Source organism: Methylobacillus draconifructus, assembly GCF_045984385.1.
Taxonomy (GTDB): domain Bacteria; phylum Pseudomonadota; class Gammaproteobacteria; order Burkholderiales; family Methylophilaceae; genus Methylobacillus; species Methylobacillus flagellatus_A.
In genome coordinates this window covers 624,714-638,288 of sequence record NZ_JBJQIJ010000001.1, presented here as the reverse complement: position 1 = coordinate 638,288, position 13,575 = coordinate 624,714, and the positions used below count along the sequence as shown (strand labels likewise).

General features: G+C 58.7%; 11 protein-coding genes. 6 read left to right on the top strand and 5 right to left on the bottom strand.

From position 1 onward, the window contains the following. Positions 1-73: 73 nt before the first annotated feature. Positions 74-1,921 carry a methanol/ethanol family PQQ-dependent dehydrogenase gene (locus ACKF11_RS03125; protein ID WP_407996034.1) on the bottom strand — a complete coding sequence of 616 codons (1,848 nt, stop codon included), beginning with the start codon at positions 1,919-1,921 and terminating at the stop codon, positions 74-76. Between the two features lie 302 nt (positions 1,922-2,223). Between ACKF11_RS03125 and ACKF11_RS03120 the strand changes: the two genes are divergently transcribed. Next, positions 2,224-4,122, top strand: coding sequence for a sigma-54-dependent Fis family transcriptional regulator (locus ACKF11_RS03120; protein WP_407995913.1), 1,899 nt, complete (start codon positions 2,224-2,226; stop codon positions 4,120-4,122). 55 nt (positions 4,123-4,177) lie between these two features. Here ACKF11_RS03120 and ACKF11_RS03115 read toward each other — a convergent pair whose 3' ends face one another. After that, positions 4,178-5,020 carry a ferritin-like domain-containing protein gene (locus tag ACKF11_RS03115; protein WP_407995912.1) on the bottom strand — a complete coding sequence of 281 codons (843 nt, stop codon included), beginning with the start codon at positions 5,018-5,020 and terminating at the stop codon, positions 4,178-4,180. A gap of 131 nt (positions 5,021-5,151) precedes the next feature. Between ACKF11_RS03115 and ACKF11_RS03110 the strand changes: the two genes are divergently transcribed. From ACKF11_RS03110 to ACKF11_RS03100, 3 genes are read left to right on the top strand one after another with little or no spacing between them, the layout of a single operon-like run. Then, positions 5,152-6,657, top strand: coding sequence for a phage tail sheath family protein (locus ACKF11_RS03110; RefSeq protein ID WP_407995911.1), 1,506 nt, complete (start codon positions 5,152-5,154; stop codon positions 6,655-6,657). Then, entirely contained in the window at positions 6,657-8,291 is a 1,635-nt protein-coding gene (locus ACKF11_RS03105; protein ID WP_407995910.1) for a phage baseplate assembly protein V, read from the top strand. Before ACKF11_RS03110 ends, ACKF11_RS03105 begins: the two co-directional genes overlap by 1 nt. A gap of 15 nt (positions 8,292-8,306) precedes the next feature. After that, complete coding sequence (locus ACKF11_RS03100; RefSeq protein ID WP_309564827.1) at positions 8,307-8,576, top strand: PAAR domain-containing protein; 270 nt, start codon at positions 8,307-8,309, stop codon at positions 8,574-8,576. Positions 8,577-8,581: 5 nt separating this feature from the next. On the opposite strand, the gene ACKF11_RS03095 is transcribed toward ACKF11_RS03100, so the two are convergent. Then, the gene (locus tag ACKF11_RS03095; protein WP_407995909.1) at positions 8,582-8,839 is read right to left on the bottom strand and encodes a Rossmann-fold NAD(P)-binding domain-containing protein; all 258 of its coding nucleotides are present in this window, start codon (positions 8,837-8,839) and stop codon (positions 8,582-8,584) included. A gap of 119 nt (positions 8,840-8,958) precedes the next feature. Between ACKF11_RS03095 and ACKF11_RS03090 the strand changes: the two genes are divergently transcribed. Next, positions 8,959-11,334, top strand: coding sequence for a phosphoketolase family protein (locus ACKF11_RS03090; protein WP_407995908.1), 2,376 nt, complete (start codon positions 8,959-8,961; stop codon positions 11,332-11,334). A gap of 18 nt (positions 11,335-11,352) precedes the next feature. Here the strand turns inward: ACKF11_RS03090 and ACKF11_RS03085 are convergent, their stop codons facing one another. After that, on the bottom strand, positions 11,353-11,985 hold the full coding sequence (locus ACKF11_RS03085) for a hypothetical protein (protein ID WP_407995907.1): 633 nt from the start codon (positions 11,983-11,985) through the stop codon (positions 11,353-11,355). A gap of 241 nt (positions 11,986-12,226) precedes the next feature. On the opposite strand from ACKF11_RS03085, the gene ACKF11_RS03080 reads away from it, so the two are divergent. Further along, positions 12,227-12,571: a helix-turn-helix domain-containing protein gene (locus ACKF11_RS03080; protein WP_309564822.1), complete on the top strand. Its 345-nt coding sequence runs from the start codon at positions 12,227-12,229 to the stop codon at positions 12,569-12,571. Between the two features lie 135 nt (positions 12,572-12,706). Here ACKF11_RS03080 and ACKF11_RS03075 read toward each other — a convergent pair whose 3' ends face one another. Beyond that, positions 12,707-13,573 carry an SMP-30/gluconolactonase/LRE family protein gene (locus ACKF11_RS03075; protein WP_407995906.1) on the bottom strand — a complete coding sequence of 289 codons (867 nt, stop codon included), beginning with the start codon at positions 13,571-13,573 and terminating at the stop codon, positions 12,707-12,709. Positions 13,574-13,575: the final 2 nt, after the last annotated feature.

Genomic DNA, 13,575 nt, shown 5'->3' with positions numbered 1-13,575 from the left:
CAGACATTACTCAGTGGAGATGAGCCAGAATGAGTCGAGGAGATGATGCGTCAATACATCAATAAAACCGTCCTTACAGGCTGAACACGTTCATGGCGCCGCCGCCAGGAGCCGCGTTCCAGTCCTTCAGTTCCTTGTAGCCACCAGCAGCGCCCAGGCCCGCAGTTTCCTCTTCCAGGCCCAGGTTCATCGCTACGCCGGCCCAGCCGCCGATACCGGACAATACGCCGACATATTGCTTGCCCTTGTGGGTATAGGTGATCGCGTTGCCGACCACGCCGGAGCCGACCTGCATCTTCCATAGCTCCTTGCCGGTCTTGGCATCCAGCGCCTTGAACCAGCGGTCCAGCGTGCCGTAGAACACAAGGTCAGAGCCGGTTGCCAATGCGCCGCCCCAGGCCGAGAACTTCTCCTTGTTGTACCAGGCCGCCTTGCCCTTGAGGCCGTCCCAGGCCATGAAGCCGCCCATCACGCCGTCAGGCCCCGCGAACATGGTCAAGGTCGCCCCTACCCAGGGCTGGCCCGCGATGTACTTGGACTCGGTCGGCTCGTAGGTCATGCACACATGGTTCAGCGGCACATAGAACATCTTGGTGCGCGGCGAGAACGCGGCCGGCTGCTCGTCCTTCACGCCCAGCGCGGACGGGCAGATACCCTGCGCGTTGTAGTCCTGGTGGGTGGAGTACTTGGGGTCCTTGTTCGGGATGCCGGTCTTGAGGTCGATCGACTTCGCCCAGTTGACGAACGGGTGCATTTTCTCGGCCACCAGCAATGTGCCGTTGGTACGGTCGAAGGTATAACCGAAGCCGTTGCGGTCGAAATGGGTGGCGAGCTTCTTGCCGTCGGCTTCCCAGAGGATGATTTCGTTCATGCCGTCGTAATCCCATTCGTCGTGCGGCGTCATCTGGTAGCCCCAGCGCGCCTCGCCGGTATCCACGTCGCGCGCGAAAATGGTCATGGACCACTTATTGTCGCCGGGACGCACGTCCGGATTCCAGGTGCCGGGATTGCCCGTGCCGTAATACATCAGGTTGAGGGAAGGATCATAGGAATACCAGCCCCAGGTCGGGCCGCCGCCATGCTCCCAGCCGTTCTTGACAGCCTGCGGCTTGAGCCAGGTCTTGATGCCCAGGTCCTTTTCCGGGAACTTGAGCTTTTCCTTGGGCAGGGGCTTGAAGGAGCCGCCCTCCTTGTTGCCGCCGTTCACGTCCTCATACAGCGACAAGGCGCTGTAATGCGGGTTGTCCTTGTTGAAATCCTTGCCGATCAATGCGTCCGCGTCCGAACCCGTGCTGTAGGCACGCCATACCAGGCTGCCGTCCTTGATGTTGTAGGCCGAGATATAGCAACGCACGCCATACTCGCCGCCCGAACAGCCGGTCACGACCTTGTCCTTGATCACGTGCGGCGCGTTGGTGGTGGAAGCGCCGGACTTGGTATCGACCACGGCCACGTCCCAAAGCTTCTTGCCGGTCTTGGCGTCCAGCGCGACCAGGATGCCGTCGTTCTGCTGCAGGAATATCTTGCCGTCGCCGAACCCCAGGCCGCGGTTGACGTTGTCGCAGCACAGCAGTGCCTGCACGGCAGGGTCCTGCTTGGGGAAATACGACCAGAGGATTTTCTGGTTGTTGTTGAGGTCGAGCGCATACACATTGTTGGGGAACGCGGTGTGGATATACATCACGCCGTTGACCACGAGCGGCGCGCCTTCATGGCCGCGGTTCACGCCTGTCGCAAAGGTCCAGGCGTACTTCAGGTTCTTCACATTGCTCTTGTTGATCTGCGACAGGCCGCTATAGCCGGTGTTGGCGTAATCCTTGCGCGGATGCGCCCACTGCCCGTCGTCCTTCATCAGGTTTTCCAGGTCGGTCGCCAATGCGGGGATTGCTGCAAGCCCCAGCAAACCGGCTCCAACCGCCATCGCTATCGTTCTAGCCTTCATGCCATTCTCCATAGTCTATCGTTCACGAATTATTTTCTTATGTCGTATACTGACCCGGGAGTTTTTCCCGGCAATTGACTATGGCAAGGCCTGTGCCAGCCTGTTGAAAACTGTAGAAATAACAGCCAAGACCCAGGCTGGACAAGGGATTGCAAAGGACCGCCAATGCCCTCCCGCCCATACGGCGACAGAGAAAAACAAGGGATAGTTGTGTCATGAATGAACAGGTGCTACATTGGCTGACACACTAGTTCAATCCCTTACAATCAGGTACTTAACCCATGCAAAATCCTGCCCCTGACGAAACCCTGCTGTTGAATGCAAGAAGCGAATTCCTTGCGCACGGCGTCGTGGAAAGCGGCGGCGTCTCCAAGGAGATCGAGCGCTCCTGGCGCAGGTGCGTGGAAAACGGCATGGAAGCCGGCACCCAGGTGCGTACCGAAATACTGACCCGTCAGGAACTGCTGGTAAAACAAGAAGCACATCAATTGCTGCTCTCGCAGGCCCGGCCGGAAATGGAAAGCCTCAACGAGCAGATCAGCCACACCCGCAGCGTCATCGTGCTGACCGACCCGCAGGGCTTCATCCTGCACAGCCAGGGCAATAGCGAATTCCTCGACGATGCCCAGCGCGTCGCCTTGATTCCCGGCTCTTCCTGGCAGGAAAGCCTGCGCGGCACCAATGCCATCGGCACCGCGTTGGTGGAGCGTTCCGCCATGACGGTGCAGGGAGCCGAGCACTTCCTCGAACGCAACCATGTGCTGGCCTGCTCGGCAGTGCCTATATTGAGCGCCCGCAACCAGGTGATGGGCACGCTGGACGTGTCGACAGACGCCAGCATGCCGCAGCAGCATACCCTGGCATTGGTGAGAATGTCGGCGCAGATGATCGAGAACCGGCTGTTCACCGCCAGCCATGAAGGGGCTTACTCGCTGCATTTCCATGCACGCCCTGAATTCATCGGCACCTTGTGGGAAGGCATCGCCATCTTCGACGAGCGGCATCGCCTGGTGGCATTGAACCGCAGCGGCCAGTTCCAGCTCGGCATGACGCATGAGGAAATGGAAGACTCGCTGTTCAGCGAATTATTCGCCAGCAGGCCGGAAACCCTGATGCAGGCATCGCAGGCAAATTCAATGATTACGCCGCTTTACACCGCTCGCGAAGCCAGGCTGTATGCGCGGATCGAGCTGCGCCAGCCGCTTGCCGCGCGCAATGCGCGCGTAAGCAGCGCCTCGGCCAGCAAACGCCACTGCCCTGCCAGCCTGCAGATGTTGAATACCGGCGACCCGCGCGTCGCCCGGGTCATCAGCCAGGTAGAGCTTGTCGTCAACCAGGACATTCCCATCCTGATCGAGGGTGAAACCGGCGCAGGCAAGGAGTTGTTCGCGCGGGCCATCCACGAAGCCAGCGACCGCAGCCAGGGCCCCTGGGTCGCCGTCAACTGCGCGGCATTGCCCGAGGGCCTGATCGAGGCGGAACTGTTCGGCTATGAGGAAGGTGCCTTTACCGGCGCTCGCCGCAAGGGCAGCCCAGGCAAACTGGAGCAAGCCGACGGCGGCACCCTGTTCCTGGATGAAATCGGCGACATGCCATTGGCGTTGCAGGCGCGCCTGTTGCGGGTATTGCAGGAGCGCAGCGTCACACCCTTAGGCAGCACAAAATCCAAACCCGTCAATTTCGCGCTGTTGAGCGCCACCAACCAGAAACTGCGCGAGAAGGTAGAGAGCGGCGAATTCCGCCGCGACCTCTACTACCGCCTGAACGGCCTCACCGTCACCCTGCCTGCATTGCGGCAGCGGCAGGACTTGCCTGGATTGGTCAAGACCATCCTGCACACCGAGAACGCCGCAGGAAAAGCGATCGACCAGGATGTCACGACCTTGTTCAAGGCGCATCCATGGCCGGGCAACATCCGCCAACTGCATAATGTGCTGCGCACGGCGCTGGCGCTGTCCGGGACCGCGCCCATCTCCATGATGCACCTGACGCAGGATTTCCTCGACGACATGGAAAACGCCGCCGAGGACGACGCGGCCCCTTCATTGACCAGCCTGACGGCGGAAGCCATCAAGGCCGCCATGCAGGCGCATGCCGGCAATGTCTCGGCGGTGGCGCGGCAGCTCGGCATCAGCCGCAATACGCTGTACCGGCGCATGCGTGCAATGAACCTGGTGTAAACAGCGCTTTAGAACGGCTAGCAAAAGTTAGCCACTCTGAATGTAATGCGGCTTGCTATTCGTGATGATCGCCCATCAGCGCCAGCTCGGCTTCGCTGAAGCCTGCCGCCCTGCGTGCCGGGAAATTGAACGGGCCGCGCAGCTTGGGAGCCTGGTATTGCGCTGTAAGCAGGGCATAAGTGGAGACAGGCTCCAGCCCGCGCTGCTCGCATAGCCAGCCATACCAGCGGTTGCCGATCGCCACATGGCCGATTTCGTCCCGCAGCAGGATATCGAGGATCGCAGCCGCCTCGAGGTCGCCCGCCTGCGCCAGCTTGGCCCGCAGCGGCGGCGAAGCATCCAGCCCGCGTGCCTCCAGGGTCCGAGGCACCAATGCCATGCGCGCCAGCACGTCGTCACTGGTTTTCGCCACCATTTCCCACAAACTGTCGTGCCCGGTGAAATCGCCGTAGCGATAGCCCAGGCTTTGCAGGTGCGCGTGCAGCATGGTGAAGTGCAGCGCCTCTTCCGCCGCGATCTTGAGCCAGTCCGCGTAGTATTGCGGCGGCATGCCGGCAAAGCGCCAGACCGCATCCAGCGCGAGGTTGATCGCATTGAACTCGATATGGGCCAGGGCATGGATCAGCGCCGCCCTGCCCTCGGCGGTCCTCATCGAGCGCCGCTCCAGCAGCAGCGGCGATACCAGCTCCGGCTTGTCGGGACGGCCGGGGATGGGCCCCGTCGCTTCCAGAGCCGCCTGCGGATCGACGCTGAGCTCGCCCGCGAGCCAGGATTGCCGCAAGGCTTTGACGGCTTCCGTCTTGTCTTCGGGCGAGCGCAGGCAAAGCAGCGCCAATGCCGCATGGCGCAATTCTTGACCGCTATCCTGGAACGAACCTGTTTCTGCTTGCAATGTCATGCGCGCATTCTAACCGCACGCGTCCCGTTCACCAACGGCAAGCCGGGCTTACAAAAATTTACATCAAGCTGAAATACAAAGCAGAATTTGCAGTAATATGGATATATTTAAAATAAACTAGGGAGCAAATCATGGGAGGGTATGAAGTTCCCGGGGGTTATGTGGAAGAAATACCGCACACCACCAGTATCGTGCAATCCACAGTAACCTGCCTGCCCTTGTTCATCGGCTATACCGAAAAGGCAATCGACCAGGATGGGCGCTTACTGGCTCGCGGCGAACGGTGCGCCATCACCTCGTTTACAGAGTATGAACGGTGCTTTGGTCAAGGGGCGCCGGAAATCCTCCGGGTCATGCTCGATGTGCATGGCCGGATTGTCACCAAGGAAAGCTACAGCCCGTTTTATCTGCACGCCTGCATGCGGCAATATTTTGCCAATGGCGGTGGAGTTTGCGAAATCCTTTCGCTCGGGCCGTTCCCGGAAGCCCCGCATGCAAAAACCTTTGCATCGGCGATCGCCCAGCTGCCGGCCAATCCGTCTTTCACCATGGTCGCCATCCCGGATGCCGTTTCGCTGGAAGAACTTCCACAATTGCAGCAGCAGTTGTTGCAATATTGTGAACAACAGCACCATTGCCTGGCGGTGCTGGACGTCCCCTACTGCAACGACATATCCCTGAACACTACCGTTGCGCAATTCCGCCACCACCTGGGCCAGCAGGGTCTGCGCCATGGAGCCGCCTTCCTGCCGTGGTTGGCGGTGGCGATACCCAGCGCTCACCAGTTTGCCCACCTGGAGATCAAGTACACTCCTGGCGTAGCCAATGCCTGGAGCCAATACCACAAGGCAACCAAGCTCCAATCCACGCTGCTGCGCAAACGCATGCTGGAATCTCCCGATATGGCTGTCAGCAGGATGATTCCTCCCAGCGCCACCGTCATCGGGCTTTTTCATGCGAATGACCTTCACCGTGGCGTATGGAAGCTCCCCAGCCATGTCCAGATCAAAGAGGTGCAATCCCTCGCTGCAGCGATCAACGATGAGCAGCAGGCGTCCTTGAATATAGATAAGGATGAAGGAAAGTCCATCAATGTCATCCGCCGCTTCACCGGCAAGGGGATTCTGCTGTGGGGAGGGCGCACGCTGGCGGGCAATGACGCCGAATGGCGCTATATCTCCGTGGCACGTACCCATGACTTTATCAATGCATCGCTGCACCGCTATCTGGCTGCACAGCATTTCAAGACGAATGACGCCGCGACCTGGACGGCCGTCCGCGAAAGCTTCAATCAATTCCTGCTTACATTCTGGCGTGCAGGCGGCTTGGTCGGCAATAAGCCTGAGCAGGCTTTTTATGTGAAGTCAGGCCTGAATGAGACCATGACCAGCGACGATATAGCCGCTGGACGCCTCATCATCGACATTGGCCTGGCATTCGTCCGCCCTGCCGAATTCATGACATTGAGAATACAGCACGCCCTCACCACAGACCGCAAACGCACGACGCCGGCATCGCGCAAAACAGCGCCTTTGCCCAAGAAAACCAGGGTTCGCGCTAAAACCAGTCCGCTCAATGTCGCGATCAAGAACATTGCCACCACACAAGCCAAGCCGCCATCGCTGGAACCCTCCTGATGCTGGCCCCGCAACTATATGTCGTCGCCCAGGACAAGGTATTTCGCAATCTTGATGCACTATCATCCATCGAGCATCGTCTGAATGCCCTGCCTCGCGCCTCGGTGCAGCTGGTGTTCAGCTCCATGGACGAGCTTGACCAGGCTGGCAGCGTCCTGCTGCCGGGCCAATCGATCGAGTTTCGCCACGGCGAGCAAACCCTGTTCGCCGGGAAAATTGCAAAGCACAGCATCCACTATTCAAAAGCAGGATGCCTGCTGATCCTCGAGTGCGCCCATCCCGCCTTTGCATTGGCAACACAGCCGCGCAGCCGTTATTTCACCGACATTCCTGACAGCAGGATTATCGAGGAGGTGCTGGCTGAACATGGCATTAGCGCCGACATCAATGCGCCTACTCTCCATCTCGATAGCGTGGTCCAGCACAATCTCAGCGACTGGGACTTCGTATTACAGCGCCTGGCGGCTAATGGACTGGTGGCCTATTGCAGTGAGCGCGCCGTGATCGCCGCGATACCGGCATTGGATACAAAACGCGGCTTTTCCCTGCCTGAGCAAGACCTTATCAGTGCGGATATTGCCGTTGACGCCACCCGGCAAGTTGCCAAGCTCGAACTTTCCGCCTGGAACCCTCACGACCAGGAGCTTATGCAAGTGGAGGCTGAGGCTGTCGATTTCCCAGCCAACGACCGCCTGGCGGCTACTCTCCAGTTGCTCGAGCAAGGCATTTATAGCAAACGCCTCGCTGGCGAATACTCGCTGCAGGAATTACAGACCCTGGCCAATGCGCAGCTTGCGCAATCGCGACTCGCCATGATCCGCGGCAAGGTGACAGCTACTGGGTTGTATACCGCCTCTCCAGGCCAGGCGCTGCTCCTTGAGCAATGCGGCAGCCACCTTTCCGGGCAATATTTCATTGCCAGCGTCACATATGCGCTATCCCCTGGTGCCGCACCGGTAACGCACTTTGATATTGGTTTGCCGCTGCCCACGGATATCCAAGAAACAACCCAGGGGTTTTCAGGCCTGCTGATCGGGAAAGTGCTCGAAACCGACAACGATCCTCAAGCCGCCGGCAGGATCAAGATCACCGCCCCTTTGATCGACCCGCACGGAGCAGGCACCTGGGCCAGGCTCGCCACCCTGCAAGCCGGCATGAATTCAGGCACCGTGTTCCGTCCGGCCGTAGGCAGCGAGGTGATATTGGGGCTCTTCGGCGCGAATCCGGACGACATTGTGGTATTAGGCGCCTGCCACAGCAGCGCCACCCCTGCGCCTTGGGAAAATGCCGATTTGCACGGATTTCAAAGCCCCGGGCAGCTCAAATTGGCTTTTGACGACGAGAAACAACGAATCGTGATCAGCGCCAGGGACGGCACCAAGTTATACCTGAGCCAGGATGCCGCGGAAACCTTCCTGCTCGAGGATCAGCAACAGAATAAAATCCGCTTTACCAGTGACGGGATGCACCTGCAGAGCCACCAACTCGTCCTAGAAAGCGATAATCTCAAGCTCAAGGGCCTCAATGTGGACGTGGAAGCCAAACACTCCTTGCGCCTGAAGAGCGGAACCAGTATGGAAATAAGCACCTCTGGCAACCTGAAGCTCAAGGGAAGCCTGGTCAGCATCAACTAACTGCAGGGGAAGCCGATGAAACCAGCTGCACGCGCGGGAGACAACCTTCTGACCCTTGACCGGATGATGATGCCCCGCATCAGCCGTATCATGAATGGCTGCCCCACGGTATTGATCGGCGGCATGCCTGCAGCCTGCGTGGGGCATGGCGCCGGCGCCGATGTCATAGTGGAGGGATCGCCGACCGTCCTGATCAATGGCTTGCCCGCGGCCCGCATAGGCGACCCTACCGGAAGAGGCGGCTACGTCATGCCGCCTGGCGCTATCTACGTATTGATCGGCTAGGGCAATCAGCCCTCATCCTGCAACAGGATGGCCAGCCTCGCCTGCAGCACCATGTTTTCCAGGATAAGGCGCGTCACGGTCGCCGCCATCACCATTTCCCGGTCCTCGGCAGGATTGTCCTCACGAAACCTTTCCATGATCTCGGCTACATTGATGCAGGCGAGTTGACGCAAGTCATCGGCATCAAACGGCAAGCCGGAGAAATCGACCGGGTCCTCGCTTTCGATTTCCTGCAACAATTGCATCAAGGTCTGTACTTTCATGCTGCAAAGTATAGAACCAGCCTGCCTAAGCCGCCAGCAATGAAACTTCACAGTTTCAAGGTTGCCATACCCGTCCCTGCTGTTATCATGAAATAACGCCCCTCCCAAGGAGAATGTAAATGCAGCCCCAAGCCGCGGACCACGCCCTGGATGAACAAGAATTGGCGCAATTGCATGCCTACTGGCGCGCCGCCAACTATCTCTCGGTCGGCCAGATCTACCTTTACGCCAACCCGCTGCTCAAGACGCCATTGCTGCCGGAGCATATCAAGCCGCGCTTGCTGGGCCACTGGGGAACGACGCCGGGACTCAATTTCGTCTATGTCCACGCCAACCGCGTCATCCGCGAACACGACCTCAACATGATCTACATTACCGGGCCAGGACACGGCGGCCCGGCCGTCGTCGCCAACACCTACCTGGAAGGCAGCTATACCGAGCTTTATCCGGAAATCACCGAGGACGAGGCCGGCATGCTCAAGCTGTTCAAGCAGTTCTCCTTCCCTGGCGGCATTCCTAGCCATGCCTCAGCGCAGACGCCGGGGTCGATCAACGAGGGCGGAGAGCTAGGCTATTGCCTGCTGCATGCGTTCGGCGCGGTATTCGACAACCCAGACCTGATCGCCTGCTGCGTGGTCGGCGACGGCGAGGCGGAAACCGGTCCGCTGGCCACCTCGTGGCACGGCAATAAATTCCTCAACCCCAAGACCGACGGCGTGGTATTGCCCATCCTGCATCTCAACGGCTACAAGATCGCCAATCCCACCATCCTGTCGCGCATCGGCGATGAGGAACTGCAGAAACTGTTTGAAGGCTACGGCTACAAGCCCTATTTCGTCGAGGGCAGCGACCCGGACTTCATGCACCAGCGCATGGCAAGCGTCATGGACCAAGTCATCGGGGAAATTCAGCAGATCAAGCGCGAAGCCGGCCTGAAACGCGAAGTCAGCCGTCCGCGCTGGCCCATGATCATCCTGCGCTCGCCCAAGGGCTGGACCGGGCCTGCGGAGGTGGACGGCAAGCCGAATACCGGCACCTTCCATGCGCACCAGGTGCCTTTCGGCGAGTTGGACAAGCCAGAGCATATCCAGCTGTTGCAAGACTGGATGCAATCCTACGCGCCGCACGAATTGTTCGACGGGCAAGGCAGGCTCAAGGAAGAGCTGCGCGCGCTCGCCCCCAAGGGCGAACGTCGCATGGGCGCCAACCCGCACGCCAACGGCGGCCTGCTGCTCAAGCCGCTGGAACTGCCTGATTTCCGCAAGTTCGCTTACGCCGTGACCCAGCCGGGCGAACGCCAGGCGAGCACCACGGGCGAACTCGGCAAGTACCTGGCCGAGGTATGGCGGCTGAATCAGCACAACTTCCGCGTATTCAGCCCGGATGAAAACAACTCCAACCGCCTGCAGGCATTGTTCGAGGTCACCAATCGGCAATGGATGGCGGAGCGTCTAGAAGGCGACGAGAACCTCGCGCCGCATGGCGGCGTGATGGAGATACTCTCCGAACATAGCTGCGAAGGCTGGCTGGAAGGCTACCTGCTCACCGGCCGCCATGGCTTCTTCTCCTGCTACGAGGCATTCATTCACATCATCGACTCGATGTTCAACCAGCATGCCAAATGGCTCAAGGAGTGCGGGCACATCCCCTGGCGCAAGCCGATCGCCTCGCTCAACATCCTGCTGAGCTCCCATGTCTGGCGCCAGGACCACAACGGCTTCTCGCACCAGGATCCCGGCTTCATCGACCATGCCGCCAACAAGAAGCCGGACATCATCCGCATCTACCTGCCCGCCGACGCCAACACCCTGATCGCGGTGACCGACCACTGCCTGCAAAGCCGCAACCTCATCAACGTCATCGTCGCTGGCAAGCAGCCGCAAGGGCAATGGCTGGACATGCCCGCCGCGATCGAACATGCGCGCCGCGGCACCAGCATCTGGGATTGGGCCGGCAACTGCGCCGCAGACGAGGAGCCCGACCTGGTGATCGCCAGCGCGGGCGACGTGCCGGTGATGGAGTCGCTCGCTGCCGTCATGCTGTTGCGCGAGCGTGTGCCCGAACTCAAGATACGCTACGTCAACGTGGTCGACCTCATGGCCCTGGTGCCTCACGAAGTGCATCCGCACGGCCTCACCGATGAGGCCTTCGACGAACTGTTCACGCAGGACAAGCCGGTGATCTTCGCCTTCCACGGCTACCCCGGGCTGATTCACCGACTTGCCTACAAACGGCACAACCATGCCAATTTCCACGTGCACGGCTTCCTGGAGGAAGGCACGACCACGACCCCTTTCGACATGACCGTTCTCAACCGCCTGGACCGCTATAGCCTGGTCAAGAATACCTTGCGCTGGCTGCCGCATATCGAGAACGCCGCGGTGCTGGATGCGCTCATGGATGAGAAGCTCGCGCAGCACAAGCAATACATCTGGCAGCACGGCGAAGACATGCCGGAAATCCGGGATTGGAAATGGCAGCCTGCCAATATTTAATGGTTTGGATACAGTTGCTCAGGGCAACTGCGGCAAAGTCTCGTCAAGGGCCGCCCTGGTGGTATTGGACGGTCCCAGGCTGATCGACTCAAGCAGGGTGCGGTCGGCTGATAGCTTGTTGATCACGGTGCTTTCAGAAAGCTCGACCAAGTAGCCGACCCCGTCCAGGTTGCCCTGGATAACGGCCTCGGTCATCTCCCTCGCCTTCTTCAGCAGGAGATCCCACTCATGCTCGGCATCAACCACGACTTGGCTTTCCAGGAGCTGGACATGCGGTTCCAGCCATGGCGTGCCCCGCAACATCACTTGATAATGCAGGCAGAACTCACAAGAGCGCTTTACACGCATCCAGCCGGCTTGCTGCACCAGCTGGATGCAAGGGGAAATCCGCAACATCAGCTCCGGTTTGCTGTGCATGGCGTTCCGTTCGCTGAGCGCCCCTGCATGAAAGGCCTCTTCATGTATTTTGCGCAATGCCGTACGGTAAGCAACGTCCTTGCTTTCCAGCTCCGTCTGGTATTCGTCGCGCAAATCCGTGATATGCACCAGCTGGAGATGGATCTGGCGCTCAAACTCCTGTCTTTGCCTGAATATCTCGTCCTTCAGTTGCTCAACCTGTCTCAACGTTTTGACATACTTATGTATTAGCATGCACTACCGCCATATTGACCGCTACGTTCAGTCCAGTGCCGATACATATGATTTCTCTCCTGCCTTGGTCAGCAGCACGCCACCACCTTATTTTTCATTTCAAATCAGGTCATTAAATAAATCGCACAAAATATAGATATTTAATGTCTATTTTCTAATAGACATATTAGTTCCTTATAAACAGCAAGGTCAATAGCGATCCTATATGTCTATTAAAATGTAGACATATAGGATCAAGTCCATGAAGGATTCACTCAGAAAGAAATTGGGCCTGTCCATCGCAACCCGCAGGAAGAACCTGGGATTGACGCAAGAATTCGTCGCCCAGCGGCTGGGGGTTGAGATCGAAACTGTGTCGAGAATCGAGCGTGGCGTCACCGCACCGTCGCTCAAGACTCTCAACAAGATTGCACATGAATTATCCAGCCCGATACAGGAATTTTTTGAAGCATCGAGTCCCGTATCCGTCGACCCCGACATAGAGGGGCTGGTCGCGATCTTGCAGAACCTGGAGGAAAAAGACCGGAAATACGTGATTGAAGCGACGAAGTCGTTGAGCAAGCACCTGCTCAAAAGAGTCAATTAGCAGGTAAAAACAGTGCATCGTGCCTGCGCTGTTTACCATCACTGAGCCTGCCACGCACGACAATACGAGACAGGCTAAGAGCAAGAACGGCTGATAAGACCGGCAAACTTAATCCAGAATGTCAGCCGCTTCTCATCAATGCAAATGCAGCCAGGTCACCGTGCCCGCTTTCATGTCGGGCACCAGCAACACCTTGCCGTCTGGCGTAATGCCGATGTCGGCTGCGCTCTGGAACCCCTCGTGCTCAAGCGTGACTTCATCGTCGATACTGAGGCTGAATACCTTGCCGTTTATGTAATCGCTGATGTAAAGCTTGCGGTTCGCCCCGAGCGCCAGCCCGTCACCGCCGCCGAACCCCTTGGCAAGCTCGATCAGGTGGCGGTTGAGCAAATCGAGCTTGTACAACACGCCGCTGGCAAAATCGACATAGATCAATACTTCGCCAGTATCGTCCATCCACAGTCCGTTGGGCGCCTTGATCCTGGCATCATGCTGGTGGTGAATGACGGTATCGACCTTGCTTGTGGCGAGGGTAATCCTGTAGATCGCGCCGCTGGCGCCGCCCTGGTTGGCAATGTCGCCGCTGTCGCTCACGTACAGGTATTTGCCTTCGTAATCAGGCTCCAGGTCATTGAGGAAGCCTGGAGGCGCAGGAAAAGCGCTTTTATCGACCAGCACCACCCATTCGCCATCCTTGTCCACCTTGAGGATGCGGTCCTTGTCCGCGACATAGAGCTCGCTCCCGACCAAGGCCAGCCCCTTGGGGTCGTTCATGCCCTTGGCAAACACGCTGCGCTTGCCGTCCGGCTCGATCACGCTGATCTGCCCGTCGCCGTCCTTGTCGAACTCGCCGATCTCGGAGACAAACACCCTGCCCGCCTTGTCCGCAAGCACGGATTCCGGGTTCTTGAAACCCTTGACTACCTTAACCTCGTGCCCTGAGGCCACGCCGGAAAACATTAACGCACTGCCGAGCAAGGCAGCCACTACGGTTTTAACCATCT

What these genes read in the sequence shown, in the direction of transcription:
- ACKF11_RS03085 (WP_407995907.1), bottom strand. Translation starts at nt 11,985, where the DNA reads ATGCTAATACATAAGTATGTCAAAACGTTGAGACAGGTTGAGCAACTG.
- ACKF11_RS03115 (WP_407995912.1), bottom strand. Translation starts at nt 5,020, where the DNA reads ATGACATTGCAAGCAGAAACAGGTTCGTTCCAGGATAGCGGTCAAGAA.
- ACKF11_RS03080 (WP_309564822.1), top strand. Translation starts at nt 12,227, where the DNA reads ATGAAGGATTCACTCAGAAAGAAATTGGGCCTGTCCATCGCAACCCGC.
- ACKF11_RS03120 (WP_407995913.1), top strand. Translation starts at nt 2,224, where the DNA reads ATGCAAAATCCTGCCCCTGACGAAACCCTGCTGTTGAATGCAAGAAGC.
- ACKF11_RS03105 (WP_407995910.1), top strand. Translation starts at nt 6,657, where the DNA reads ATGCTGGCCCCGCAACTATATGTCGTCGCCCAGGACAAGGTATTTCGC.
- ACKF11_RS03125 (WP_407996034.1), bottom strand. Translation starts at nt 1,921, where the DNA reads ATGGCGGTTGGAGCCGGTTTGCTGGGGCTTGCAGCAATCCCCGCATTG.
- ACKF11_RS03095 (WP_407995909.1), bottom strand. Translation starts at nt 8,839, where the DNA reads ATGAAAGTACAGACCTTGATGCAATTGTTGCAGGAAATCGAAAGCGAG.
- ACKF11_RS03100 (WP_309564827.1), top strand. Translation starts at nt 8,307, where the DNA reads ATGAAACCAGCTGCACGCGCGGGAGACAACCTTCTGACCCTTGACCGG.
- ACKF11_RS03110 (WP_407995911.1), top strand. Translation starts at nt 5,152, where the DNA reads ATGGGAGGGTATGAAGTTCCCGGGGGTTATGTGGAAGAAATACCGCAC.
- ACKF11_RS03075 (WP_407995906.1), bottom strand. Translation starts at nt 13,573, where the DNA reads ATGGTTAAAACCGTAGTGGCTGCCTTGCTCGGCAGTGCGTTAATGTTT.
- ACKF11_RS03090 (WP_407995908.1), top strand. Translation starts at nt 8,959, where the DNA reads ATGCAGCCCCAAGCCGCGGACCACGCCCTGGATGAACAAGAATTGGCG.